We start from the raw sequence: 25,502 nt of genomic DNA, 5'->3' as shown, positions 1-25,502 counted from the left end.
AAAAACTATAATATCTAATGCTGTAAACGCTTTTTATAATAGATAAGGAAAGAGAACCAAATGGATCATATTCAAAATGCTAAACTAACATTTGAACTTGAAATACAAGCTTTAGAGAAATTAAAAAACTCTATAGGCGATGACTTTAAGAAAGCTTGCGACATTATTCTAAACAACAAACAAGGTAGAGTAATCATAACCGGTATGGGTAAGTCTGGTCAAATTGGTAAGAAAATTGCCGCAACTCTCGCTAGTACTGGAACTCCAGCTTTCTTTGTTCATCCTGGGGAAGCTGGTCATGGTGATTTTGGTATGATTACAGACAAAGATGTTGTAGTTGCTATATCTAACTCCGGTAATTCCAGTGAGATTATGGGAATCATGCCAATGATTAAACACCTGGGTATACCAGTAATATCTATTACAAGTAACAAAAACTCATTAATGGCAAAAAATAGTGATGTAACACTCAATTTAGGTGTTGATAAAGAGGCTTGTCCTCTTAATCTTGCTCCAACATCGAGTACAACTGCTACACTAGTCTTAGGAGATGCTTTAGCCATTGCTTTACTTAAAGCCAAGAATTTCTCTGCTAGAGATTTTGCATTTTCTCATCCTAGTGGTGCTCTTGGTAGAAAGCTGATATTAAAAGTAGAAAATATTATGCGTAAAGGCAATGAAATACCTAAAGTCAAATCAACAGATAATCTACGCAAAGCAATTCTAGAAATAAGTGACAAAGGAATAGGTAGTACATTAGTTGTTGAAGATAACAAACTCTTAGGTATATTTACGGATGGTGATTTAAGAAGAATGTTTGAAGCCGAGAGCTTCAATTCTCAGAAAACAATCAGTGAAGTTATGAGCAAAAACCCTAAAACTGTATCAAGTGATGAAATGGCTATATCAGCTCTCGAGGAAATGGAAAGATTTGAAATTACCAGTTTAGCTGTAGTTGACGGTAAAAATAATGTAGAAGGTATAATAACCATGCACGATCTAGTTAAGTTAGGGCTTAGATAAACACTAGTTTCTTATAAAAATTTTCTTCAGCCAGTGGTCAGCACTTACATATCTTCCGCCACCGTATAAGAATAATGTAAATAACATAATGAAGTATGTAACAGAAAATTCCATACCACCATTAAGCATTACAGGATCACCTAACGCAGTAACATAGTTATATCTATCTGGGAAGTTTTGTGATAACCATACAAATAGATCATTTAGTCTCTGTGTAGATTCTGCAGTTTTGTCTGCAATCGCAGGCCATCCATGAGCCCAGTGAACCGCGGCACCAGCAACACCCATTACAAACATCATTGGAATAGAAACAAGTCTAGTAAACAAACCTAATGCGATACCAACACAGCCGATAACTTCTGCAGAAGTTGCTAAAAATGCCATAACTTCTGGCATAGGCATACCTAAACCACCTTGAGAGGCCGGAGCACCAAACCATGCCACAGTTGTACTAAAACCTTCTATTTTTGATCTAGCTCCTACAAACATAGTCGGTACTAAATAAAGCCTTATACCTAACAAAAGTAAAAAGTCGATAGACTGAAACTTTTGGATAATCTTGTAATATATATCATATATTCTATTTATCATAAATTGCTCCTTATGCTGATAAAGTAATCATATTTTGGTTATGCCAAGAGACTAAACGATTAATTAAGTACTCCTGTTGCTCATTTTTTATTTGCTTAAAATCTTCTGATTCAAAAATATCTATTCCTTTTTCTAATACTGAACTTAACATAGCGTATTCAAGTGTAGATATTCTTTGGTATGAAGTTCTATGGTTTATATTGCGATAAAGCGCATACATAATATTTTGCTCTGTGCTTATTTCTTCAACCAAATCATTTATATCAAAGGGAAGTAGTATAAAAGTTAGTGTTGGATTTTCTTTTATATTTCGGATATCTTTAAAACTTATACTTTTAGTGATTTCTATATTTTCAACAACTTTAGATTCATCTATTTCTATAGAGAAAAGTAGCCACTCAAACTCTATTAACTTAGATAATTTTTCACTCATTTCTACAGATTTTGAAGATTTCAGTATCTCTGTAGCTATTTGATGAAATGCTGGCTCAGATGATATATTATCCTCAAAAAAAACTTTTAAAATCTTATCTTTTAACTCTTGAGAAGCATGCTTACTAAAGTAAGGAAAAGTATTTTCTAAAACACTTAAAACATTCCCGACGATAAATTCACGATACATCTGCATCTTTTCATCACCAGCATTACCGTAACGAATAGCATGAGTAAAGTTTTGCATTTTAGTTTTTATAGATTCTGATATATTCATATTTTGTCCTCTATAACATCTGTTATGCTATTTAACTCACTCACCAAATCATCAAGCTTTGGTACAAAATGATCCCGCTCAAGTAACATTGGGTGCCAACCATGTTGCTCCACAGCAAACTTTGCTAGCTCTTTTACTTCCTGTATTACATCTTTGCCATGAGTATCTAAAATGAAATCATCTTTTTTATAATGTCCTGCTATATGGTAATAATTGACACTACCCTTATTTATACCTTTTATAAATTCATAAGCATCATAGTTATGATTATGTCCATTGACATAAACATTATTTATATCAAGAAGCATTTTCGCACCACTTCTCTGTAGAATCTCATTGATAAAATCTAGCTCATTCATATCATTATCATATTGGTAGTAATATGATATATTTTCTAATGTAAGTGGTCTTTTTATAATCTCTTGAACCTGCTCTATGCGATTGCAAATATAAGAAATATTTTCTTTCTCTCTAGGGACTGGCAAAAGATCATATAAGTACCCTTTTTCATCATCAGAAAAACATAAATGATCACTATATATCTCAATATTATAATCATCTAAGAATGCTCTAACTTCATTCAGAAATTTCTTATTAAGTGGCTGAAATCCACCTATTGATAGGCTCAAACCATGAGCTATGATAGGATAAATACTAGCAACCTTGTCAAGGTAGTTTTGCTTAAATCCGCCTAAGCCCATCCAATTTTCAGGAGAAAGCTCAAGAAAATCAATCCCATCAACTTTTTGTGCTGATAATATTGACTGATGTTCAGACCTTAGACCTATACCTTGACATTTACCGATCATTGTCCACAAACTCCATTAGAGCATTTACCCAACTGTGCTATCTCTTTTTTATCTTGCTTGCCATAACTTTTACAAACCTTTGTACCACAATTACCATCTCTTGCTCTGACAAGTTTTCCATCTTGCTGATCAGCATCAACATCAACCACACCAAATTTTTTAAGTGAACCACATTTACCACTTGCACATTTACCTTCTCCTTGAGCTATTGGACTACTCTCAGATGAATCTTGAACTTGTGTAACTGGAGCTTTAGCTTCTGCTGCTAAAGCAATACCAAACGACATAGAAGCTGTTAAAGCAATTGTTAAAGGTATTTTTTTCATATTAAATTCTCCTATTTAACTCCATTAACTGGGAAACATGCTAAATCTCGACCTTCATAAACAGGCCCTTTATAATACTTTTTAACTATTTTTGTTGACTCGTCTTTAAGTACCAAACCTTTACCTAAGAAATGACTTAAAACTAATGCTTTTGGATTAACTGCTGCAGCAACTTGTCCAATCACTGACGGCTTAGCATGTAAGAAACTACCTGCCGCATCAGCACTTTCGTCAATTGGCATAGGCATCATTAGAATATCTGCATTTTTTGCAAATTTAATAAACGCATCTCTAAATTTATCATGTTCATTACTACCACCAGCACCAGTTACAACGATAGTGCCTTTCTTAGACACAATCTTATATGCCAAAGTTGGAACATCACCTTTAGGAATACCTAAAGCCCAAACAGTAAATTCATCATTTGAAAAAACCTTAGTTGGCTCTAATTTTGTATAATCAATATTTGTTACAGGATCAAGCTTAAAAGGGAAACCATCTGTACCCGTAAGTATTCCATGTAAATATGCAAAAGCACCATGATCTTTTCCAAATACTCTCTGAAGAAAATCCGTCGCACTTGGGAAAAGACCTGAATGTGTAGGACCTGAGAATGGAAGATTCTCTGTTCTTTTGGAGAAATATGCTCCTTTTAATATCGCTGGAATATCTGCTGAATGATCAGCATGGAAATGAGTCATATTGATTGAGTCTAAATCTTCTAATCTAGCTCCTGATTGACCAAATCTAAGATATGTACCACCACCAGCATCAATCAAAACTTTAGATTTACCATCAATCCATATCAACTCACCTGCAGATGCTCTAGCATCATCTGTAATTGGTCCACCAGAACCAAGAAGCTGTAAGGTGAAAGACTTATCTAAACACTGTGGATTTGTTTGTGCAACACCTTGAGATACTCCAAAAGCACACATTGAAGCAAACACAAAGTTTAAAGCTCTATTTTTCATAAACAACCTTATAAATTTAATTTTGTAAGGTTATTATCAATAATTAAGATAAATAGTTAAAACTAATAATTTTTATAAAATATATCAATTTTAATTATATGAAATGTGTAAAATTAAACCAGAAAAATTGGATTAGGCTAATTTAGAATAATTAAAGAACATTACCCATTAAAACGCTATGATAACCAGCATCAACGTGAATATTTTCGCCTGTAATACCAGAAGCCATATCAGAACATAAGAATGCAACTGTATTACCAACTTCCATAATATCAACGTTTTTCTTAAGTGGTGATACTGTAGCATTGTAATCCAACATCTTTTTGAAATTAGCAATACCTGAAGCTGCCAAAGTTTTGATTGGACCAGCTGAAACACAGTTAACATTAATTCCATCTGGACCTAATGCAAGAGCTGTATATCTCATAGTAGCTTCTAAAGATGCCTTAGCAACACCCATAGTATTATAACTAGGCATAGCTTTTTCAGCACCAATATATGTAAGACCTACGATAGAAGCATTTCTTCCCTTCATCATCGCACGACCTTCTCTAGCTAAGGCAGCAAAAGAGTAAGCACTGATATCATGAGCAATAGCGAAACCTTCACGAGTAACTGTATCTATAAAATCGCCACCTAACTGATCACGAGGAGCAAAAGCGATAGAGTGAATAAGACCATCTAGACCATCCCAAACTTTACCTAGCTCAACAAACAAGTCTTTCATCTCTTGATCAGAAGTTACATCACAAGGTAAAATTGCAGCTGGATTGAACTCTTCACTTAGCTTCTCTACTCTTTCTTTGAATTGACCAACATAAGTAAACGCAAGTTCTGCACCTTCTCTATGAAGAGCTTTTGCAATACCGTAAGCGATTGATTTATTGCTTAACAGACCAGTAACTAGTATCTTCTTTCCTGCTAAAAAACCCATTTAATATCTCCTTTAGTAGATTAAATTAAAACTTTGCTTGATTAATTACAACCAACATAAGCTGTATAGCAATATCCCAAGCTAATAGATATAATTATAATTAATAGTAATATAAAACACTAGCTTAATTTTAAGGTGATTACCTATGCATTGGAAAGAAAAAAAAATAGTCTCTGCACCATCTAGCGAAATGGGTTTTGATAAAGCTAAGGCAAGTTGGGATATTATGAAAATATCATCCGAACTTGTCGAAGGATATGAAAGATTAGATAAGATATCTCCAGCTATTAGTATATTTGGTTCAGCAAGGATTTCCGAAGATGATAAGTACTACAAAGATACTGTTGAACTAGCTAAATCTTTGTCAAATCATGGCTTTGCTGTCATCACAGGTGGTGGTCCTGGAATTATGGAAGCAGGAAACAAAGGCGCTCAACAAGGATCTTGCTCAAGTATAGGTCTAAATATAACCCTACCTCACGAGCAAAAACCTAATAGCTATCAAGATGTCTTTTTGATTTACAGATACTTCTTTACGCGTAAGGCAATGTTTATCAAACACTCCATGTCATATATAGTCATGCCTGGTGGCTTTGGTACTCTAGATGAGCTTTTTGATATTACAACTCTGATTCAAACAGGCAAAAAAGTCAAAATGCCAATTATCCTCTATGGTAAAGATTTTTGGGGCGGATTAATGGCGTGGATAAAAACCACCTTAGTACAAAAAGGTGTGGTTAGTAAAGAAGAAGTTAATCTTCTAACTCTTGTTGATAGTATTGATGAGGTCTTAGAGATTGTGGCCGAACATTATATGAATACCTATAGTTCAAAAGCACATTCAAAAATTGTATTTTAAAGGTTTTTTGTACATGGATATAAATACTATTTCAGTAACTTTGATTAATAATTCACTTCCTATTATTACAGCTTTTACAGTCTTAATTCACATTTTTTGTGGCTTAGGAATAGCAAAAGATATTCCTAAAGTCTTAGACAGAAGACTTACTACGATAATTTTACCAAAAAACATTTGGATACTTGTTGGATTAGTCTTTGGTATATGGGGATTGCTTATATACTGGTTATTTCATCATTCAACTATATCAAGAGGTTAAAATAAACCATGAGTAATAATAATTTATGGGAACCAAAATCATATAACTCAATAGGCAAGTTTGTCACAGAATATGGTAATGAAATTGTTGAGCTTCTAAGCCCTCAAAAAGATGAGAAAATTTTAGATATTGGATGCGGTACGGGTGAGCTTACCAATAAAATAAAACTACAAGGAGCTAGCATAGTTGGTATTGATGTATCAAATCAGATGTTAAATCAAGCTAAGAAAAATTATCCAAATATACAGTTCATAGAAGCAGATGCTCAACAAGATTTGCCTTTTAACTCAGAAAATTTTGATGCTGTTTTTTCAAATGCTGCATTACACTGGATGCTAAATCCAACAGCTGTCATAAAAAATGTAAATAAAATTTTGAAGAAAAATGGTAGATTTGTCTTAGAGATGGGCGGTAAAGGAAATATAAAAAATCTATTAGCAAGTTTAGATAAAGCATCTCAAAAATATGCTATCCAAGACTATAGTCTTGAGAATTTTTACCCAAGTATTTCGGAGTATACTTCTCTACTTGAAAATAATGGCTTTTTAGTCAAATATGCCATTCTATTTGAAAGACCTACGCTATTAGAAGGCTCTAATGGCTTTAGAAACTGGGCTATGACTTTTAGAAAGAATTTATTAGATAAAGTAACTAATACTAATGAATTCTTAGAATATGCTGAGAAAATCGCTAAACCATATTTGTATAAAAATAATAAGTGGTATGCAGATTATATCCGATTAAGAGTTATTGCCTATAAGACACAATAGCTAACAGACTTCTTCTCCACCAAAAACTTCTTTTCTTAAATTCTCAATATCTTTTCTAATAATATCTTCAACTACTTCTTTAGTCAGGGTATGATCTATTCCTTTAATTAAATTGACATTTCCCCAAGTACTCTCAAAGAATTTATTATCAACAACGTTATCGTTCTCAGCTAAAGTAACCTTTATTGCTTCATGGAATTTCCCAAGCTTGCCATTAAACAATAGTAATAAGTATGCTCCTAACATCTTTCTAATCTTAATCTTACCAAGAACTCTCATTGTTTTATGATGAATAAAAAATGGCGTAATCAAATGAAGTCTTTGATACAAGGCTTCATCAATTAAAGATGAAATACCCGCAGACATTGATATTGCATAGATAAGATCATAGTTATTAGCGCTAACTTTATACTTATTGATAATTCTTTTAAGCTTACGCTTTACAAATACTGGTCGACCTAGAGCCACTGTTGTTATCTTAGCTTTGATACCATCAATATCAATATGCTCAACACTATCACCTTTACTATAGTAGCCCCTAATTACTAGTATATTTAACTTGTCTTTATTCATTAATCGATAAGCTCTATTTGATAACCATCTGGATCTTTTATAAATGCTATAACTTGAGTACCACCTTTTACAGGACCAGCTTCACGAGTTACGATACCGCCTTTTGCTTTGACATCTTCACATGCCTTATAGACATCATCTACCTGCATACATAGGTGACCGAAAGCATTACCATGATCATACTCATGGTCACCCCAGTTATATGTTAATTCCAATACAGTATGATCCGAAATATCACCATAACCAAGAAATGCTAAAGTATATTTATACTGTGGATTATCCATCTTCTTTTGAACAGTCATTCCCAATATATTTGTATAAAAATCTATGGATCTATCTAAATCTTTAACGCGCAACATGACATGAGCAAAACGCATTTTAACTCCTTTAAAAAGTTTATTTGTTATCAAGAAATTATTTTGCTATATTATAGCAGATTTTTAATCCCCTGTTCGTAACTATCCAGGGTTAACAAAACTAAAGGAATATAAATGACAAATTTCAATCTTTTAATACTATTTACTTTTGTAGACTTCTTTGTCTTGTTTCTAGCTTATAAGCTTTTTGGCAAAAAAGGATTACATGTATTTATAGTTATTAGTGTTATTGCCGCAAATATCCAAGTTAACAAAGGGGTTGCTTATGATATTACTGGTTTTCATATTGTTGCAACACTTGGCAATGTAATGTTTGGTGGCATATTTACAGCAAATGACTTGCTCAACGAGAAATATGGTCGACAAGAAGCACGCAAAGCCGTCCTAAAATCGATCTTTTTTGGTCTATCATTCGTGCTTTTGATGTTTATCTCAACGCTATTCACAAGTTTGAATGATGATTTTTATAATGATGTAAATAACTCTTTAAATTTATTTTTCTCAATAAATGGTGGCGCTTTAAAAGCTGTAATTATTGGAAACCTAGTTTATCTTGTATCTCAACTATTTGATGTACTCATATACTCTAAGATAAAAAGCTTTAGCTCTGATATAAAATGGTTATGGCTAAGAAACACAGGCTCAACTTTAATATCTCAAATTCTTGATACTACACTTATAACTTATGGATTTGCATTTGCAGGAATTATACCTACGGAATATGTTTTTGAAGTTATAATTTCAACATTAGTTATTAAATACATAATCGCGCTTATAAATGCTCCTCTTTTTTATATTTTAGCGTTTACAAAGCCTAAAGCATAAATACTATAATATAAGACTATTGATTCAATCATCATGTCATTCTCGCAAAGGCTGGAATCTTCTTAATATTTAAGAGATCCCCATGCACGAGGATAACTGCTGTTTTTTATGATACATACTTATTAAATGTCTTAAACAAAGGCTTTATTTAGACATTTTTTACCCTTATTTCACACATTAGTATTTTTATTTACAGAATACAAAAAATTTTCTGCGCCATTTTGCACATACTCTTTAGTATTAGGATCATAATTATTAAATATATTTTTAACTTGACCAATTCCTTTACAATAAATCTCAATCCCACTAAGCTCCATATCTTCAGAAGATCCATTATAAAAGTGCTGATTTGTTTTAAACTCTAACTGAACACAGTCTTTATAAGTATTACCATTTATAGTAATGTGTGGGATAAATTTTGTATACTCAGATACACCTTTAACACTGTATTCATTATTAGAAGTATCAATAATTTCTGGTTTATTTAACTCTATTTTTTGAGTAAATAAAGGGGTTTGTTGAATAGTCGAATCACTCTCGTACTCAAGAGAATGGAGGATACCATCATCACCAACAATCTTATTATCTACCTCATATACTGCACCATCTTTAACAAGATATGTATATTCTCTAATAAGCTGCTCCTTTCCTTTTGAATCATATGATCTTGACTGATATGTACACTGAGTTTTCTCTTTGTTACAGCTTTTAACAAAAATATTAAAGATTTTAACTATCTTATTAGCATTTTCCTTATCTTTCATTGCATAAACATAAGCTGTTCCAACATCTGTTGAAATTAAATCACTACCATTTAATGATTTGTCGCTTGCACAAGCTGTAGATACGAACAATATAGTCCAGAATATAACTAATATACTCCTCATTTTTTGCTAATTTTTTCAAGTAGTAAAGTATCTCCATTAACATTCTCTGTAACTAAACCAATACCTTTACAATAGATTTCATAGTCTATGATGTGATTACAAGTATTCCCATGATCTTTATTGAAACACTGAGTAACATTATTATCCATACGAATACAGTTTTTGTATGTATTACCATTTATATTTATTTCTGGAATTACATCTGTAATAATCGAAGTTCCTGTAGTATGTGACATTTCATCAGTGTTATCTATTTTATCAACTTTATTAAGAATAATATGTTTGGGAAATAATTCCTGTAGCTTAAGATCCACGCTTCGTAGACTACCATCTTCATCTCTTGCCTTACTACTTCCAAAATACACCGCACCATCTTTAATTTCATAAACAGACTCATATGGTTTAATTCCATCAATGTCTACTTTTATAGTATATATACACTTTGTTTTTTCATCATTACAACTTTTGACAGTTAGCTTGTAATTACTTAGAAGTTTAGTTGGATTATCTAAACTTTGACCTACATAAACATAAGTAGCTCCAACATCTGTTGTAATATAATCACTTCCTTTCAGAGGTACTTGTTGATCCGAGTCTATAGCAAACATTAATAATGGAGCCATTCCTAAAGTTAAAATCATTGTCTTTTTCATAGTTTTTCCTTATTTTTAGCTATCGAATTCAAAGATAACTCAACATCCTTTTGTCCAAAAAGATATTCACCCTTATCACTGAGCATACTATATTTACGATATACCTCTCCGACACCTTTACAATAAATTATCATAGAAACATATTTAGTATTTTTATTAGGTTGATTTTTATAGTCTACATTCTGCTCTAACTCAGCCTGAATACAGTTTTTATAGGTTTTTCTGTTGATAGTAATTTCAGGAATCAATTTAGTATATTTTGATGTTTCTTTAATAGTATAGTTATCATAAGTTTCTATGCTAGTTTCAGCTTTGTTTAACTCTATTTTTTGAGGAAATAAAGGAGTATCTTGAAGTTCAGAATCTCCAAGCTTCACTGTCCGAATAGCTCCTTCACTATCTTTAATTTTCATGGTGTTCGTTTGAAAAACTGCACCATTCTTAATGACATAGGTATACTCACTATATCCATTTGCCTTACCTTCTGTATCATAGTTTCTTAGCTGATACGTACACTCTGTTTTGTTATCATTACAATTTTCAACAACTGTTTCAAATTTTTGATCAGGAGTGTTTGCCGATGTATAAGTATAGATCCGTATCTTTTGATATTAAATCAGAGCCCTTTAAAGATGTTTGATTTTGATCTGTAGCTAATGCTAGTAGAGGTAAAAAACTTAGAGTAAATATAACTTTCTTATTCATTTATCTTCCTTTGTTTGTTAATTTTAGCCCCCACCACTAAACAAACTACAGAAGAATAAAGTCTAAATCAAGCCTAACTTTAATAAACCATAATATACACCATCATTATAGTTTGCTTTAGTTATTAGACTTGCTTTTTCTTTTAATTGTGGTGAAGCATTATCCATAGCAACAGCAACATCAACACGATCAAACATTTCTAGATCATTATTACCATCACCAAATGCATATGTCTCATATCCTTCAAGATCTAGATATTCTACAACCTTATTTATACCATCTGCTTTGGTATGTCCTGCTAAATAACAGTCAACATAACCATTTTCATTATGCGGAGCTATCACACACTCTTCTCCAAGCGTATGTTCTAAAGCTACAGTATCAACATTTCTACCCAAAACTAAAGCATTATAAATTGTTACATTATATAAGTTATGTGTTGTAATGATCTTATCCTTACTTACTATAACGTTATCATAAAAATAATTAAGATCTTCTGATTCAAGGTTGTTCACATATGCAAATTCACCCTCGAAAAGCCAGTCATGATTGTGCTTTTCACAAAACTCTAAAACATTATCAATCGCACTTTGTGGAAATAGCTTCTCATAGACAAGTTTATCACCAACACTGACTACAGAACCATTTGCTGTAACATAACCGTCCATAGGCAAATCAAGAACTGCTGAAGGAATGAAACTCGGTGATCTACCTGTAGCTATAAAAGTCTTATAACCTTGCTTTCTTAACTTTTTGATTGCTTGGATATTTTTATCTGAGACAAAAAGCTCTCCTTTATGTTCGTATACTAGAGTGCCATCAATATCAAAAAAAAATGCTTTCTTCATTATCTAACTAACTTAATTTTCATTAATATTGATAATAATAAATTACTAAAAGCTAAAAGGATATAGCTATCGCAAAGATTTTGAACCTAACAGTCATCAGATGATATAGTGATAAATGTGGGACCATTAAATTTAAAAGCTTGGTCCAAAGAATCTTTATAGTTGCTTCTATTAGTCGTAATAGTTTTCGCGCCAAAACCTTTAGCTATACTACTCAAATCTAATCGTGGATTTGTAATATCCATTCCTACATAGTCTTTCTCTGGTGTTTGTGGAACCTGCAAGTGCCATAATTGTTTTAAGATTTTATACTCATCATTGATAGTACAAATAAATATAACAGGAATATTATATCTAGCGGCGGTCCAAATACTATGAATAGAATACAAACTACCACCATCACCAACAAAACATATGGTATGTTTATTAGTATATAAAGAAATACCTACAGATAGTGGCATTGCCATACCTAAAGCACCACCACGAGGTTCATAATAGACCTTTGAAAACTTTAATATATATGTTAATTCTTCAAGATGTGTCTGGTTCGTAGAACCCTCTATGACAATAGCTGTATCACGATAACAATAATCTAAAATATCAAATAAGATGCTATCTTTATTTGTATTAATTTCCTCCAATTCAAAACTCTTTTTATATTTAGTTTGTTTAGTATCGAAATGATCAGCAATGATCGAAAGGTTATTACCAATTTCCCCTCTAATAACATAATCGAAAGGATAATCATATCTAGTCCTTATATTACCATTACTAAACTGAATTAAAGTATTTTGTTGGGGTATTGTTTGCTTTTCATGATACAGAAAAGACTGGATTTTTTCTCCCAATAAAACAACCGTTTCATATTTAGATAATATATTATTAGCCTCTAACGAAACAGCTGGTAAAACGCCTTTATAATTATCAAAACTCACATCAATAGAAGTTTTGACAGCAAATGGTGCTAAATAGATATCGGCACCTACTTTATTACTAAGCTGCTGAAGATTTGATCTGGTTTTAGCACTCCAAATAACCTCTGCATCAACAACAAAAACAATACTTTTACATTCTTCTAAATGGTTAATAATCTCTGTTAAATCTGTTGCTTGAGTGTCATTTAGTATTTTAGTCTTTTTAAAATATCCTGTACTACACTCATCCGTATAAATTTCCATAGGTATAGATAAAAAAGTAGGCATTTTAGATTCTAACGACTCCAAATAACATCTTTGTAATGCAATACTTAAATCTGATACGTGTTGAACTTCATACTGTGTTTTTGTTGCTGTTTTTGCAAGTTCAGTTAAATTTCCTGATAATATTGGCTTATGAATAAGATGACTTCTGTTTTGCTGTCCAGCTATTACAAATAGTGGAATCCCTGCAGCATAAGCATTAAACATATTACTCATAGCATTTGCTAAACCTGGATAAGTATGTATATTTAATACCGAAGGTTTCCCACTTTCCAAAGCATATCCAGCAGCAATACCCGTAGCGACAGACTCGTGTAGCCCCAAGATATATTTACAATTATCACTTTGAGCAACCACATCTAAAAATGTAGTTTCTGTAGTTCCTGGATTGCCAAAAACATATTCTATATCAAATACATCAAAAAAATCTTTTAATATTTGTTTACCACTTCTTAACATGAGTCCTCTCCTTAGCAAATAAAGCTATACTTCTTAAAGAATAGCTATATTCTTAATCACCATCAACTATATTTCTTGAATCGTGACCTATGCTTCTTGTCACATCTCTTGCTGCATGTCCTATTGAGTCACCCATATCCTTGAAGTTTCCTTTTACAGATCCATTATTGCTTGAACTATCTCCACTATCAGAACATGCTCCTAATAGAGCAACTAACATAACACAATAAACCAACTTTAGATATTTCATTTTTAAGACTCCTTTATTATAACTATCAATTACCATCTACTATATTTCTCGTACCATGACCTATACTTCTAGTTATATCCCTAGCAGCTTCACCTATGGAGTCACCCATATTTTCAAAGTTTTCTTTAATAGAACCATCACCATTATCATCAACTATATTTTTCGAATCATGGCCTATACTTTTAGTTACATCTTTAGCAGAATCTCCAACAGAATCACCTATATCTTTAAAATTACTTTTAATTGATGCATTACTGCTAGCATCTGAAGTATCTTGCTCATTTGAGCATGAACCTAATAAAACAATTGACACTACACACACTATTGTTTTTAAGTACTTCATTTGAAACACTCCTTGTTTTTTTAAAAAATAAACATCGCATCACCATAACTAAAAAATCTATATTTTTCAGCTATAGCATGCTCATATGCTTTCATAATCTTTTCTTTATCTGCAAATGCACTAACTAGCATAATTAGAGTAGACTTAGGCAAGTGAAAATTAGTAATCATTGCATCAACGATATTAAACTTTTTACCTGGATATAAGAAAATATCAGTCTCACCTTGATAAGGCTGAATTTCTCCACTTTGACCTGCTGTTTCAAGTGAGCGTACAGAAGTTGTACCAATAGCTATTACTCTACCACCATTAGCTTTAGTTTGACGAATTTTCTCACAAACATCTTCAGATACAGATATAACTTCTGAATGCATCTTATGGTTATTGACATCATCAACTTGAACAGGTTTAAAAGTTCCTGATCCAACATGTAAAGTGATATAAGCTATATCAGTACCCTTAGCTTTTATTTGTTGCATTAGCTCTTCTGAAAAGTGCAAACCAGCTGTTGGAGCAGCAACAGAGCCTAAATCTTTTGCATAAACTGTTTGATATCGTTCAGCATCAAATTCTTCATCATCTCGCTTCATATACGGAGGTAAAGGAATATGCCCAAACTCTTCCATCAATTGATAGATATCTTTATTACCCTGCAGTTCAAGTAGATACATTCCCCCATCTTTTTCTAATACTTTTGCTAAAGTGTCTTGGACATATATTTCACTGCCTATCGCTGGTGAGCGATTTGCTTTAATATGTGTTTCAAAAATTTTAGGTGTTTTAACTCTTTCTATAAGATATTCAAGCTTTGCGCCTGTAGTTTTTTCACCATATAGTCTAGCTAGCATTACTTTACTATTATTAAAGATAAGCAGATCTTCAGGATTGATAAAATCAATAAAATCAGTAAATTTATGATCTAAGATCTCGCCAGTCTGCTTATTCAATTTTAACAACCTACTAGCATCTCTGTTTTCTAAAGGATAGCTAGCAATTAACTCTTCTGGTAACTTATAATCAAAATCGTCCGTTCTCATTTAATAAATTTATTTTTAAAAAAATCTTTTGAGCAAAATATTATCATATCTTAGATAATAGATATAACAATTTAGGCCATTATCATCCTAATATGCTATTATCCATATATAACAATTTAAATATACCTATTTATGTTATTTTCAGACTTAAACTTAAGCCAAAACATCATAGAAATATTAGAAAATAAAAATATCAAAATACCTACAAACTCACAGATTTTAAGCTATGAAAAAATCTCAAATGGAGAAAATATCTGGCTAAAATCACCAACTGGTAGCGGTAAAACACTTGCTTATATTTTGCCAATTATGAATAAATTATTAATAGATAAAAAACCTCTTACACAAGTTGTTTTTTTCACACCTACTCATGAGTTAGCCATTCAAATTAGTAATTTTATAAATGAGACATTCTCAAGTATAGGCATTAAATCACTAGCACTAATTGGTAAAGCATCGATAGACAGACAAAAAGAAAAATTAAAGAAAAAACCAAATATTGTAGTTGGCTCTGTTGGCAGGATTCTAGAACTTATCGATCAAAAAAAACTAAAGGCTGCTCATCTACAATACTGTATTATTGATGAGGCAGATCGTATGCTTGAAGATGACAGCTTAAAGCTTTTAAAACAAATCATCTCTAAAACCACAAATCTACAATATATATTAGGCTCTGCTACTATCAAAAACCACGCCTTTGATATTGCGAGTAGTTTTATCGAAAATTTAGAGCTTATTGATAACTCCAAAGAAAAAGAAACTATAGAACATAGCTATATCACAGCTGATGGTAATCGTAAAACCGATACATTACGAAAGTTACTAAACAAAATATCTCCTTCCAAATCTATAGTATTTCTACATAGAAATAATGATGTTGATTTCGTCACAAAAAAAATAGATAAACTAGAATGTGGGGTTGGCTCTATTCATGGTGAACAAAATAAAATTGATAGAGCTAATACCATCAAAAAATTCAAAAGTGGACAAATCAAAGTTTTAGTTGCATCTGATGTTGCAGCTAGAGGACTTGATATTAATGATGTTGATTTTGTAATAAATTATGATATCCCATCCAAAGCAGAAGATTACCAACATCGAGCAGGTAGAACAGGTCGTATGGGTAAATCCGGCAATAGTATTCTAATTATTAAAGAAACTGAATTCTCTTATGTTGAAAAACTACAAAAGAAGTTAGGAATTGATATTAAGAAGTTTTAATATTTGTAAATTCACCTATTTAGAAATCTAATTTATAATCAAAATCATCTGTTTTTATATTTACAACAATATAAAGTTACTATTAGAAGTGATAACCAAGGGATAAATTTATAAAGATTTACTCTTAACTAATATTTCCTATACATCTGAATATGTTAATATAATTTTCCAAAACTAATTTAATACCCAAAAAACTAACTATGAAAAAATTTCTATCCATTACAATTATTATATTTGTAACATTATCAGCCGCTTTTGCTAGTAACTGGCCTAGTGGATATATACCCAAAAATCAAATCATAAATATAGATAGTATTATCGGAGCTCCTCCAAGTACAGATTCATTAGCATTTTCTAGTGACAAAGCGATATCAGAAGCAGCATTTAGCCAAAATAAAAATACTACTGATTATAAATTAGCAATTCATGACGCATCTAATGACCAAGACGTTCATATCGCTGATTTTAGCAAAGCCTTTGGCCAAGAAATTACTAAAGACAAAACTCCTGCAATATACACTTTATTAAATAGATCAACGACTGATGTATCGAATATAAAGCAATCAGCTAAAGAAAAATACCAAAGAATAAGACCCTTCGTGTTTTTTGATAGAAAACCTTGCGATCCTGATGAGGATCCTAGTAGCTACTCATACCCTTCTGGACACTCCTCTAGAGCTTGGAATTACGCCATGATTCTAGCAGAGCTAAAACCACAAACAGCTAAGCAGCTTTTTGAGTTAGCTGATAGAAAATCCCAAAGTCGAGTTATTTGCGGAGTACATTGGAAAAGTGATATCCAAGCTGCTAGAACTGTAGCTTTAGCAAACTTTGCAATTTTGAATGGAAACCAAGATTTTCTAAAAGATTTAGAAAAAGCTAGACAAGAAATTAATCAGTAAGTTTACAACGCCTGTTTTACTACCAAACTTTTGACAATACTATATTTATCAACAAACTCAAATCCAGCTCTACGAGCTTTTTTAATATAATCATTCTCACTACCAAACACCTCTTTAAAAGCTTTCATAAGAGCTATCATCTTAGTATTATCAAGCTTTCTTTCGCGTTGGTATTTATCTAACGTTGAGATATGCCCAATTAATCTACCTTTGGCAAAAGCTTCACTTACAACTTTACTTAAAGCTATAACATCTTTAAAACCAATATTTACACCCTGACCAGCTAAAGGATGAATAGTATGTGCTGCATCACCAACTATTACAACATTACTTTTAATGTAACTCTTAGCATGACGCTGAACTAGCTCAAAACTAAATCTTTTTGATAAAAGTTTTACACTCCCAAGAGTATTATTAATTGCTTTTGCTAACTCTAATTCAAACTTCTCATCAGCTAAACTCATCAAGAAATTAGCATAATCAGTTTTCACAGACCAAACTATCGAAGCTTTATTAGGATTTTCTAACGGTAAAAATGCTAAAACTCCTTTATCATAAAACCTTTGATATGCTGTTTGATTATGTTGTTTTTCAAGCTCAAGAGTTGCTACTATCGCAGTATGTTTATATGGTTTAACTTTAGTTTCAAAATTAAAATAATCTCTAATAAAAGAGTTAGCTCCATCTGCGCCGACGATCAAGCTAGTTTCGATAATTTTATCAGCTAAAACAACTAGTTCCGTGTTACCATTCTTTTGGATCTTTTCAATTTTTTGATTCGCATAAATTTCAATACCTGTATTACTAATTTCAGTAATGAGAGCTTGTGTTATAACATCATTTTCTACAATATTACCCAAACTATGCTCAGATATCTCTTCTGCTGAAATAGTAATACTTTCACTAGGAACATCATCCCAAACATGCATTTGATAATACGGTGATATACGATGGCTTTTAATAGCATTCCAAACACCCAAATCTTGTAGCAATCTCTTAGAGGTATGATTAACCGCACTTACTCTTGTTTCTACTCTATCTAAATTAAGATGCTTATGATTTATTTCTCTCGCTTCTATTACAGCGACTTGTAGACCATTTTGATGCAAAGATAAAGCTAAACTAAGCCCAACCATACCACCGCCAACAATCACTACATCTTTTTGGATATTTTTAATGTTCATCTTCAACCACCTTTCTCATTAGTGTTGAACCTCTTGTCAGCTTACCCATCATCACTCGAGATAGAACTTTTTTGGCTAATCTGCTTCTTTGTAACAAGTGTAATCCAACATTTCTACTTGCCACAAATTTAAAATCATTTGAAACAAACCATTTCACAAATCCATGTGTAATATTAATTGTTCTATCATGATCTGGTTTTCTAACTTTGGCAAACTCTTCTAAAACTACTGCTATAGAGCTTTGTGAAAAATCACTTTCAACAAGTAAATCATATAAAAAGCCGATATCTCGAATACTTAAATTCATGCCTTGACCAGATACAGGATGTAAAAAATGCAAAGCATTACCAAAAAATAGTACATTATCTTTATATACTTCATTTGATTGAACAAGATATAAAGGAAAAACAGCAGGCTTAGTAGCAACTTCAATCTGACCTAATCTATAACCAAATCTATCTTGAACCAGTTCCTCAAACTCTTTTTTGCCTAGGTTTAACTTTGCTTTTGAGTCTTCTCGATCAACAGTCCAAACACAGCCCATTGTAGTTTTTGACTTAGGAAGCATTGCAAGCACACCATCAGTCATAAACCTCTCAAACGCTGTATTATCATTATCAAGATCTGTTTGGATATCAAAAACGACTGCATCTTGTTTATAATCAGTAGTTTGAGCTCCTACATTTAGCATTTTACGTATACTTGAGCTTGCACCATCACAAGCGATTATTAGTGAAGCATGTATTATTTTATCTTGTTGTTCTTGCTCAACAACTAGCGAATAATCATCAGCATTCTTTTGCAAACTAACCACATTAGTCTTAAAAGCTTTTTCGATGTTTTCATTTTCAGCAACATTCTGCAATGCAACTGCTAATAGTTCACGCATTGGAGCGATAGCCCCAAGAAATGGCAGATTCTCATCCTTAGCAAAAATCTCAGCTCTACCATATCGTCCTTTATCAGAGACATGAACCTTTTTTATGGTTTGAGTTTTACTAGCAACTTTATCCCACAACCCAAGAGTATTCAGAAATGCTATCGATGAATAAGAGACAGCGATACTACGGTTATCATTTTTGACTTCTAGCTCATCTTTCTCAATATGAATAATTGAACATCCCGTTCTAGCAAGTGCTAAGGAAGTTAATAAGCCAACAATACCTCCACCAACAATCGCTATATCATATTTAGTATTCATATAAATACCTAAACTTTTTCACTATCAATTAATAATACTGCAACTTTTGTATATTCAAGCAATTCAATAAAATCTTGTTCACAGTCATCATTATCTTCAAGAGCGTCGCAGTCCATATAAGATATTTTCATTAAATCGCTTATTGCTTCTTTAGTCTCTCTATCTTTAGAATTCTCATAGTCTAAACCAAATAAACCTACACCAGATAAAAAACCTCTGATCCAATAAGTTAATGCTTCAGCTTTATAACTTAAAGGCTCATCATCTTCTGGTAAGAATAAATCAAAACTTAAGCCTTTTTCATCAAACTGCGACTGAGTGTAGTCATAAAGTTTTTTCATAGTTTGCAAAGCCGAAGCCGCTATCAAATCACCTTCTTCGATTGGTTTTGTCATCAAAGAATCTGACCATGCAGTGAATTTAACTTCTGCTCCAAAGCTAAATAATGCACAAAGTAGCCCATGTGCTTCTGAAGCCGTAGTTAAAGCCTGCATTACTTTTAGAGCTTCTGCGACATCTTCAAAATTAGGTTTTTCATTTTTCATAGATAGAATTTTATTTTATATATTATTAAATGATATTTTACTGTATATAGATAATTAGTTATAGGTATTTTTTTAAAGTATTAGTCTAATAAGATAGTCACCTTCAACACACTAAAAATAGATAACTTAAATCAGCTAAAGTCAAGCAATATATCTATAAACTTTTTAGTGTAAATTATTCAAAGAGAAGATGTTGTTGTTTATAATACCCATGTATTCAAAAGTTTAGTTGTCTGGGTTATTGGTGATTTAGTTACAATCTTGTACCGATACTACTTAGAATAGGGAGCTTGGTGTTTGAACTAGAGAGCAAGCTTTGATGCCATGCATTCACAAAGAAGCCCAACGTTGGAACTATGGCACCCAAACTTGATACCATAGGGATCAAGAATATTGAACTAAAACGGTAATCTGGACAACTAATTATTATAGTTTTAGTCATGAACAAAGAGCATATACGCCGAGAACTCTTAAATATTAGGAACAATCTAAATGATAAAGATGAACTATCATCTAAAATCAACTTTAAAGTCATAGATTATATTAAAAACAACTTCTCAGATCCCAAAGTAGCTAGTTTTGTTTCTCTTAAAAATGAAGTTAATACATCCTTAATCAATAACAACTTCAGAAATATTTATTTACCTATAGTTCACCCTTTTATAAAACATAGTTTATGGTTCGCAAAAGATTCAAAAGAGTATTATCTGAATAAATATAGGATTAAAGAACCTAGATATTCAGTAACTGAGATCATTTCTGCTTGGGAACTTGATATTATTATCGTGCCAATTGTTGGTTTCAATAGAGATAAATTCAGAATGGGCATGGGAGGAGGTTTCTATGACTATACTTTAAGCTTCAAAAAAAACTGCAATTCCCCTTTAACTATAGGCATAGCCTTTGATGAACAGCAAAATGATGATATCATCATAGATATATATGATATTAAGCTTGATTTAATTATTACACCTACGAGGATATTATAAAATATGGATAGTACTACTCTAGCTAATGAAATTAAAAACAAAATACTATCTGAACTTGATCCTCTAGCAACAATTGAAATAATAGATGAAACACACAAGCACGCAAAACACAGAGGGTTTATAGAAGGTAAATACCACTATTTAGTCAATGTTTCATCTAAAAAGTTAAGTGATATGGCAAAGATTAAAGCACATAAAGAAATATTCAGATGTACACAATCACTTATGCCACAAATTCATGCTTTATCAATAAAAATCAAACCGGAGTAGAGCAATGTTTGATTTTATTATCCATTTTAATGAGTATATAAATTACTTCATAGATATTTTAGGTGTTTGGTTTTATATACTACTGTTTTTTATCATTTTTTGTGAAACTGGAATTGTTCTTGGAATATTTTTCCCCGGTGACTCCTTACTATTTACAATTGGTGTAACTGCTGCTGCAACAAGTATCAACATTCATTTAGCGGTTCTATCAATTTGTTTAGGAGCTATTATCGGAGACTCCTGCAACTATATTACTGGTAAATTTATTGGTGAGAAATTATTTAGTACACATGCTAGAATCCTCAAAAAAGCATATTTAATTAAAACCAAAGAATTTTTGGATAAATACGGTACAAAAGCAATAATTTTTTCACGCTTTATAGCCTTTGTTAGAACGATTACTCCATTTGTTGCTGGAGTTAGCAACATGAACTATGCCAAATTCGTTACATTAGGAGCCATATCAGCTATTATTTGGTCTTTTTCAATTACATATACAGTATATTTCTTTAGTGACAACTATTTTGTTAAACAATATCTGAGCTTAATTATTGCCATTATTGTAGCTGTAGTTGTGATTCAAATGGTTATAAAAGGGATTATAAATAAAATAAAAGTAAAAAGAACTTAACCTTTAGATATTATTTTTTTATAATCTAACGACAAAACATTCAAAATGAATAATTTATGGATACGATTTCAGCATTATTTCATATTATCCTACATCTAGATCAATTTATTAGCACATATATTAATATACTTGGTGATTGGACTTATTTATTACTTTTTTTAGTGATTTTTTGTGAAACTGGGCTTGTGGTAACACCCTTTTTACCTGGCGACTCTTTACTTTTTGCACTAGGACTTACTGGAGCTGCGACTAGCTTAAATGTACATGTATTAGCTCCAATACTTGTAGCTGCAGCTGTATGTGGTGACTCATGCAACTATTTCCTTGGCAGAATGGTCGGTAAACGAATTTTTAAAGATGATGCAAAAATTCTCAAAACAGCTCACCTACTTAAAGCACAAGAATTTTTTAATAAATATGGTGCTGCTGCAATCATATTAGCAAGATTTACACCACTTGTAAGAACATTTATGCCTTTCACAGCCGGCATGGCACGCATGAGATATCCTAAATTTGTATTAATGGGAATTCTTGGTGCTTTTATATGGGTATACTCTATTGTCTACTTAGCATTCTTCTTTAGCAATAATGCTTTTGTCAAAAAATATTTCGGCCTATTTGTAATTTTAATTATTGTTGTATCTTTGATACCACCTACAATATCTTTCATCAAAGCATTTAAGAACAGGCTCTCTAACAAAATATAATTATAAAGACTATTTTTTACCCAAATTCAAATAATCTATTAAAAGTTTACGACTTCTTAACTGCTTACCAGCTAAAGCATAATCAATATAGGCACGAGTAACTTTAGAAATGGCTTTTAGATCCTCATCAGTCCATGAGCTCACTGATTGATTGATTTTCAAGAGATTTTTCCCAGCAATACTATTTGGAATAGCTGATAAATTTTTTTTAAAGCCCGCGGTAAGTATCGAGTAATTTAAACTCTCATCAATAAGCATACCATCAATATCACAATCGACATAAATCCCCTGCCCAAGACTATCTAGCAACTCAAGCTCAAACATTCTCAACAAATATTTATAATTAATTTCATTTATATTTTTTAGAATAAAACCATATTTCTCAAATAAAAACTCTTCTTCATGAGAATAACTCAGTAGCAGATATATCAACTCATTCATGTACTGCAATGATAATAGATTTATATATGTGTTTTGATAGAATGACTCAACAAACTCTACGTTATAGATTTTAGATAATCCATCTGATTTTTTAGCAAGACTAATTTGCCCTCTTAATTTAACCAAAGGCTGATATAGGTTTATCGTTTTCTTATTAACTCTTATTAACCCCGAAATCTTACCAAACTCTCGAGTGAATATACTCACAAGTAGAGAATTTTCTTGATATTTGCACTGGTGCAATATATAAAAATCATACAACTGCTGCATTTATTTTCTCAATAAGTTCGATTATTTGCGAAGCATTCCTATATTTAAACTCAGGCAAATCAAACTCCTTCACAAGCTCTTGTAGCGATATTTTCTTGATATCAGCTTTATGTTGTAATTTTTTTTGTAACCATTTTATCATTGCTAGCATATAAGCATCGCCATAAACTCTAAATGAGATTTTTTCTTCAGAAATATACATCTCTATAACCGAAAAATTATCAATCACACAATATTTGACTTGCTTCGGCAAGATAACAGCATCTTCAAAATTAACCTCCGCAAGAAGTTTCTTTACCAAATCATTATACATTTTCTTCTCCCGGTGGAGATATAGCTCTCAAAAGCTTAACTTTTTCTATTAGTATTTTAGCAGCTAATACAACCTGCTCTCTTGAAGTATGTAGACCAAATGAAATTCTTATCGTAGACTCTGCCTGATCAGCGCTCAAACCAATAGCAACCAAAACATGAGATGGTTTAACAGCCTGAGAATTACACGCAGACCCCATAGACATACAAATACCACCAAGCATTGCTAACAAAGTTTCACCTTTTACACCTACAAAAGTAATGCTTAAAATACCAGGATAGCTATTATCAAGTTTTGTATTTATCTTTATATCATCAATTTCTTTAATAATATCCAAAAAAGTATCTCGCAAATCCTTTATGTACTGCAGATTATTCTGTCTATTAGCAAACATCTCTTTTACAGCCTCAGCTAATGCAAATATCTGATAATTCGCTAATGTTCCTGCTCTTAGATTAAATTCCTGAGCTCCACCATGTATCTGTTTTTCTAGCTTAACTTTTGGCCTTTTAGATCTCACATATAAAAATCCCACACCTTTTGGAGCATAAATTTTATGTCCAGATACCGATAACAAATCGATATTCATATCATTTATATCAATATCAATCTTGCCATATCCTTGAGCTGCATCAACATGAAAAATTATACCACTCTGCATAGTTAGCTTACCGATCTCACGAAGATTATTTAGAGTACCTAGCTCATTATTTACAGCCATTAGACTTATAAGAATAGTCTCTTGTTTAATAGCTTTTTTAAGTTGCTCTGAATCAATCTGTCCAAATCCATCTACATCCAAGTACGTAACTTCAAATCCCTTAGTTTCTAAAAAACCACAAACATCAAGTACTGCTTTATGTTCAACTTTTGATGTAATTATATGCTTACCTTTATTTTGATAAGCATAAGCTGCTCCTTTTATTGCAAGGTTATTTGACTCAGTAGCTCCTGATGTAAAAATAATCTCTCTAGGCAAGACAGACAAACTATCTGCTATAGATACCCTTGCTTGCTCAATTTTATCGCGAACTAATAAAGCCTGCTCATAAGTTGATGATCCAGAGTTAAAAAAATCAGAGTCATCACTAATCGATTTTAGCATTGTTTTTTTGACATTTTGACTAAGTGGAGTAGTCGCTGCATAATCTAGATAAATAAGACCCATTAAAAATCAATAATTCTTTTAATTATTAGCTAATATTGATATTATATCAAATAATTGCGTACATAGTACTTTAACAAAATCGCGAACTAAATAGGCGCATGATTAAAGATGGTAAATTTGGTCAGTTTCATATATGAAATAGTCTATAAAAGCGATTTATTAAAAAGACCAAAATAGGTCTGAACTTAACGAGCTAGCTCATTAAACAGCTAGTTATGAACATTATATTATTGAAGGAATTAACTAAAAA

General features: G+C 31.9%; 34 protein-coding genes and 1 other RNA gene. 12 read left to right on the top strand and 23 right to left on the bottom strand.

Features of this window, described 5'->3' with window-relative positions; all coding sequences use genetic code 11:
* The first annotated feature begins 60 nt into the window (after window positions 1–60).
* Window positions 61–1,023 carry a KpsF/GutQ family sugar-phosphate isomerase gene (locus FTPG_RS05785; protein WP_004287494.1) on the top strand — a complete coding sequence of 321 codons (963 nt, stop codon included), beginning with the start codon at window positions 61–63 and terminating at the stop codon, window positions 1,021–1,023.
* A gap of 3 nt (window positions 1,024–1,026) precedes the next feature.
* On the opposite strand, the gene FTPG_RS05780 is transcribed toward FTPG_RS05785, so the two are convergent.
* The 6 genes from FTPG_RS05780 to FTPG_RS05755 form a co-directional block, all read right to left on the bottom strand.
* Window positions 1,027–1,614, bottom strand: coding sequence for an HvfX family Cu-binding RiPP maturation protein (locus FTPG_RS05780; protein ID WP_004287493.1), 588 nt, complete (start codon window positions 1,612–1,614; stop codon window positions 1,027–1,029).
* A 10-nt stretch (window positions 1,615–1,624) separates the two neighbouring features.
* Window positions 1,625–2,323, bottom strand: coding sequence for an HvfC/BufC family peptide modification chaperone (locus tag FTPG_RS05775; protein ID WP_004287492.1), 699 nt, complete (start codon window positions 2,321–2,323; stop codon window positions 1,625–1,627).
* Window positions 2,320–3,132, bottom strand: a complete 813-nt coding sequence (locus FTPG_RS05770; protein ID WP_035722508.1) for an MbnB/TglH/ChrH family RiPP precursor modification enzyme — start codon at window positions 3,130–3,132, stop codon at window positions 2,320–2,322. Before FTPG_RS05770 ends, FTPG_RS05775 begins: the two co-directional genes overlap by 4 nt.
* Window positions 3,129–3,458 carry a hypothetical protein gene (locus FTPG_RS05765; protein WP_004287490.1) on the bottom strand — a complete coding sequence of 110 codons (330 nt, stop codon included), beginning with the start codon at window positions 3,456–3,458 and terminating at the stop codon, window positions 3,129–3,131. Before FTPG_RS05765 ends, FTPG_RS05770 begins: the two co-directional genes overlap by 4 nt.
* Window positions 3,459–3,469: 11 nt before the next feature.
* Entirely contained in the window at window positions 3,470–4,432 is a 963-nt protein-coding gene (locus FTPG_RS05760) for an MBL fold metallo-hydrolase (RefSeq protein WP_035722505.1), read from the bottom strand.
* Window positions 4,433–4,583: 151 nt separating this feature from the next.
* On the bottom strand, window positions 4,584–5,366 hold the full coding sequence (locus FTPG_RS05755) for an enoyl-ACP reductase FabI (RefSeq protein ID WP_004287488.1): 783 nt from the start codon (window positions 5,364–5,366) through the stop codon (window positions 4,584–4,586).
* 145 nt (window positions 5,367–5,511) lie between these two features.
* Here FTPG_RS05755 and FTPG_RS05750 point away from each other — a divergent pair, with 145 nt between their 5' ends.
* The 3 genes from FTPG_RS05750 to FTPG_RS05740 are packed head-to-tail and all read left to right on the top strand — an operon-like array spanning window position 5,512 to window position 7,254.
* Complete coding sequence (locus FTPG_RS05750) at window positions 5,512–6,225, top strand: LOG family protein (RefSeq protein ID WP_004287487.1); 714 nt, start codon at window positions 5,512–5,514, stop codon at window positions 6,223–6,225.
* Window positions 6,226–6,238: 13 nt separating this feature from the next.
* Window positions 6,239–6,484: a hypothetical protein gene (locus FTPG_RS05745; protein ID WP_012280797.1), complete on the top strand. Its 246-nt coding sequence runs from the start codon at window positions 6,239–6,241 to the stop codon at window positions 6,482–6,484.
* A gap of 8 nt (window positions 6,485–6,492) precedes the next feature.
* Window positions 6,493–7,254, top strand: a complete 762-nt coding sequence (locus tag FTPG_RS05740) for a class I SAM-dependent methyltransferase (protein WP_004287485.1) — start codon at window positions 6,493–6,495, stop codon at window positions 7,252–7,254.
* Here FTPG_RS05740 and FTPG_RS05735 read toward each other — a convergent pair whose 3' ends face one another.
* A complete protein-coding gene (locus tag FTPG_RS05735; protein WP_004287484.1) occupies window positions 7,255–7,827 on the bottom strand; it encodes a hypothetical protein in 573 nt (190 codons plus the stop codon).
* A complete protein-coding gene (gene gloA, locus FTPG_RS05730) occupies window positions 7,827–8,204 on the bottom strand; it encodes a lactoylglutathione lyase (protein WP_004287483.1) in 378 nt (125 codons plus the stop codon). The genes FTPG_RS05735 and gloA overlap by 1 nt, the downstream gene beginning before the upstream one ends.
* 114 nt (window positions 8,205–8,318) lie before the next feature.
* Here gloA and FTPG_RS05725 point away from each other — a divergent pair, with 114 nt between their 5' ends.
* On the top strand, window positions 8,319–9,029 hold the full coding sequence (locus FTPG_RS05725) for a queuosine precursor transporter (RefSeq protein ID WP_004287482.1): 711 nt from the start codon (window positions 8,319–8,321) through the stop codon (window positions 9,027–9,029).
* A gap of 170 nt (window positions 9,030–9,199) precedes the next feature.
* On the opposite strand, the gene FTPG_RS05720 is transcribed toward FTPG_RS05725, so the two are convergent.
* From FTPG_RS05720 to queA, 9 genes are all read right to left on the bottom strand, one after another.
* Window positions 9,200–9,916, bottom strand: a complete 717-nt coding sequence (locus FTPG_RS05720) for a hypothetical protein (protein ID WP_004287481.1) — start codon at window positions 9,914–9,916, stop codon at window positions 9,200–9,202.
* A complete protein-coding gene (locus FTPG_RS05715) occupies window positions 9,913–10,569 on the bottom strand; it encodes a hypothetical protein (protein ID WP_004287480.1) in 657 nt (218 codons plus the stop codon). The genes FTPG_RS05720 and FTPG_RS05715 overlap by 4 nt, the downstream gene beginning before the upstream one ends.
* Window positions 10,566–10,982 (bottom strand): hypothetical protein, encoded by a 417-nt coding sequence (locus tag FTPG_RS09875; RefSeq protein WP_004287479.1) that lies wholly within the window; start codon window positions 10,980–10,982, stop codon window positions 10,566–10,568. The genes FTPG_RS05715 and FTPG_RS09875 overlap by 4 nt, the downstream gene beginning before the upstream one ends.
* A 151-nt stretch (window positions 10,983–11,133) precedes the next feature.
* Window positions 11,134–11,274, bottom strand: coding sequence for a hypothetical protein (locus FTPG_RS09870; RefSeq protein WP_234367163.1), 141 nt, complete (start codon window positions 11,272–11,274; stop codon window positions 11,134–11,136).
* A 62-nt stretch (window positions 11,275–11,336) separates the two neighbouring features.
* Entirely contained in the window at window positions 11,337–12,122 is a 786-nt protein-coding gene (locus tag FTPG_RS05705; RefSeq protein ID WP_004287478.1) for a Cof-type HAD-IIB family hydrolase, read from the bottom strand.
* A gap of 86 nt (window positions 12,123–12,208) precedes the next feature.
* Complete coding sequence (locus tag FTPG_RS05700) at window positions 12,209–13,780, bottom strand: thiamine pyrophosphate-binding protein (protein ID WP_035722503.1); 1,572 nt, start codon at window positions 13,778–13,780, stop codon at window positions 12,209–12,211.
* Window positions 13,781–13,832: 52 nt separating this feature from the next.
* Window positions 13,833–14,030: a hypothetical protein gene (locus FTPG_RS05695; RefSeq protein ID WP_012280790.1), complete on the bottom strand. Its 198-nt coding sequence runs from the start codon at window positions 14,028–14,030 to the stop codon at window positions 13,833–13,835.
* Window positions 14,031–14,055: 25 nt separating this feature from the next.
* Complete coding sequence (locus tag FTPG_RS05690; protein ID WP_035722493.1) at window positions 14,056–14,373, bottom strand: hypothetical protein; 318 nt, start codon at window positions 14,371–14,373, stop codon at window positions 14,056–14,058.
* A gap of 20 nt (window positions 14,374–14,393) precedes the next feature.
* Entirely contained in the window at window positions 14,394–15,410 is a 1,017-nt protein-coding gene (queA, locus tag FTPG_RS05685; RefSeq protein WP_004287474.1) for a tRNA preQ1(34) S-adenosylmethionine ribosyltransferase-isomerase QueA, read from the bottom strand.
* A 132-nt stretch (window positions 15,411–15,542) separates the two neighbouring features.
* Between queA and FTPG_RS05680 the strand changes: the two genes are divergently transcribed.
* Together FTPG_RS05680 and FTPG_RS05675 are read left to right on the top strand one after the other, a co-directional pair.
* Window positions 15,543–16,631, top strand: a complete 1,089-nt coding sequence (locus FTPG_RS05680) for a DEAD/DEAH box helicase (RefSeq protein ID WP_004287473.1) — start codon at window positions 15,543–15,545, stop codon at window positions 16,629–16,631.
* Between the two features lie 200 nt (window positions 16,632–16,831).
* Window positions 16,832–17,533, top strand: coding sequence for an acid phosphatase (locus FTPG_RS05675; protein ID WP_004287472.1), 702 nt, complete (start codon window positions 16,832–16,834; stop codon window positions 17,531–17,533).
* Window positions 17,534–17,535: 2 nt separating this feature from the next.
* Here the strand turns inward: FTPG_RS05675 and FTPG_RS05670 are convergent, their stop codons facing one another.
* Genes FTPG_RS05670 through FTPG_RS05660 form a run of 3 tightly spaced genes read right to left on the bottom strand, consistent with a single transcriptional unit; the run spans window position 17,536 to window position 20,463 of the window.
* Window positions 17,536–18,717, bottom strand: a complete 1,182-nt coding sequence (locus tag FTPG_RS05670) for an FAD-dependent oxidoreductase (RefSeq protein WP_035722490.1) — start codon at window positions 18,715–18,717, stop codon at window positions 17,536–17,538.
* Window positions 18,707–19,918: an FAD-dependent monooxygenase gene (locus tag FTPG_RS05665; protein WP_004287470.1), complete on the bottom strand. Its 1,212-nt coding sequence runs from the start codon at window positions 19,916–19,918 to the stop codon at window positions 18,707–18,709. The genes FTPG_RS05670 and FTPG_RS05665 overlap by 11 nt, the downstream gene beginning before the upstream one ends.
* Window positions 19,919–19,926: 8 nt before the next feature.
* Window positions 19,927–20,463 (bottom strand): UPF0149 family protein, encoded by a 537-nt coding sequence (locus FTPG_RS05660; protein WP_004287469.1) that lies wholly within the window; start codon window positions 20,461–20,463, stop codon window positions 19,927–19,929.
* A gap of 227 nt (window positions 20,464–20,690) precedes the next feature.
* Between FTPG_RS05660 and ssrS the strand changes: the two genes are divergently transcribed.
* The 5 genes from ssrS (at window position 20,691) to FTPG_RS05640 (ending at window position 23,060) form a co-directional block, all read left to right on the top strand.
* Window positions 20,691–20,885: non-coding RNA, 6S RNA (gene ssrS, locus FTPG_RS09660), on the top strand.
* 18 nt (window positions 20,886–20,903) lie between these two features.
* Window positions 20,904–21,452 (top strand): 5-formyltetrahydrofolate cyclo-ligase, encoded by a 549-nt coding sequence (locus FTPG_RS05655; RefSeq protein WP_004287468.1) that lies wholly within the window; start codon window positions 20,904–20,906, stop codon window positions 21,450–21,452.
* A 3-nt stretch (window positions 21,453–21,455) separates the two neighbouring features.
* The gene (locus tag FTPG_RS05650) at window positions 21,456–21,722 is read left to right on the top strand and encodes a BolA family protein (protein WP_004287467.1); all 267 of its coding nucleotides are present in this window, start codon (window positions 21,456–21,458) and stop codon (window positions 21,720–21,722) included.
* Window positions 21,723–21,726: 4 nt separating this feature from the next.
* Window positions 21,727–22,353, top strand: coding sequence for a VTT domain-containing protein (locus FTPG_RS05645; RefSeq protein WP_004287466.1), 627 nt, complete (start codon window positions 21,727–21,729; stop codon window positions 22,351–22,353).
* 56 nt (window positions 22,354–22,409) lie between these two features.
* The gene (locus FTPG_RS05640) at window positions 22,410–23,060 is read left to right on the top strand and encodes a VTT domain-containing protein (protein ID WP_004287465.1); all 651 of its coding nucleotides are present in this window, start codon (window positions 22,410–22,412) and stop codon (window positions 23,058–23,060) included.
* A 9-nt stretch (window positions 23,061–23,069) separates the two neighbouring features.
* Here FTPG_RS05640 and recO read toward each other — a convergent pair whose 3' ends face one another.
* The 3 genes from recO to FTPG_RS05625 are packed head-to-tail and all read right to left on the bottom strand — an operon-like array spanning window position 23,070 to window position 25,252.
* Window positions 23,070–23,771, bottom strand: coding sequence for a DNA repair protein RecO (gene recO / locus FTPG_RS05635; RefSeq protein WP_004287464.1), 702 nt, complete (start codon window positions 23,769–23,771; stop codon window positions 23,070–23,072).
* A complete protein-coding gene (locus tag FTPG_RS05630; protein WP_004287463.1) occupies window positions 23,755–24,084 on the bottom strand; it encodes a hypothetical protein in 330 nt (109 codons plus the stop codon). The genes recO and FTPG_RS05630 overlap by 17 nt, the downstream gene beginning before the upstream one ends.
* Window positions 24,077–25,252: a cysteine desulfurase family protein gene (locus FTPG_RS05625; protein ID WP_004287462.1), complete on the bottom strand. Its 1,176-nt coding sequence runs from the start codon at window positions 25,250–25,252 to the stop codon at window positions 24,077–24,079. The genes FTPG_RS05630 and FTPG_RS05625 overlap by 8 nt, the downstream gene beginning before the upstream one ends.
* Window positions 25,253–25,502: the final 250 nt, after the last annotated feature.

This window comes from Francisella philomiragia subsp. philomiragia ATCC 25015 (assembly GCF_000156715.1).
In the GTDB taxonomy this organism is placed as follows: Bacteria; Pseudomonadota; Gammaproteobacteria; order Francisellales; family Francisellaceae; genus Francisella; species Francisella philomiragia.
The sequence above is the reverse complement of the archived record's forward strand: the minus strand, read 5'-3'. Positions and strand labels throughout refer to the sequence as shown.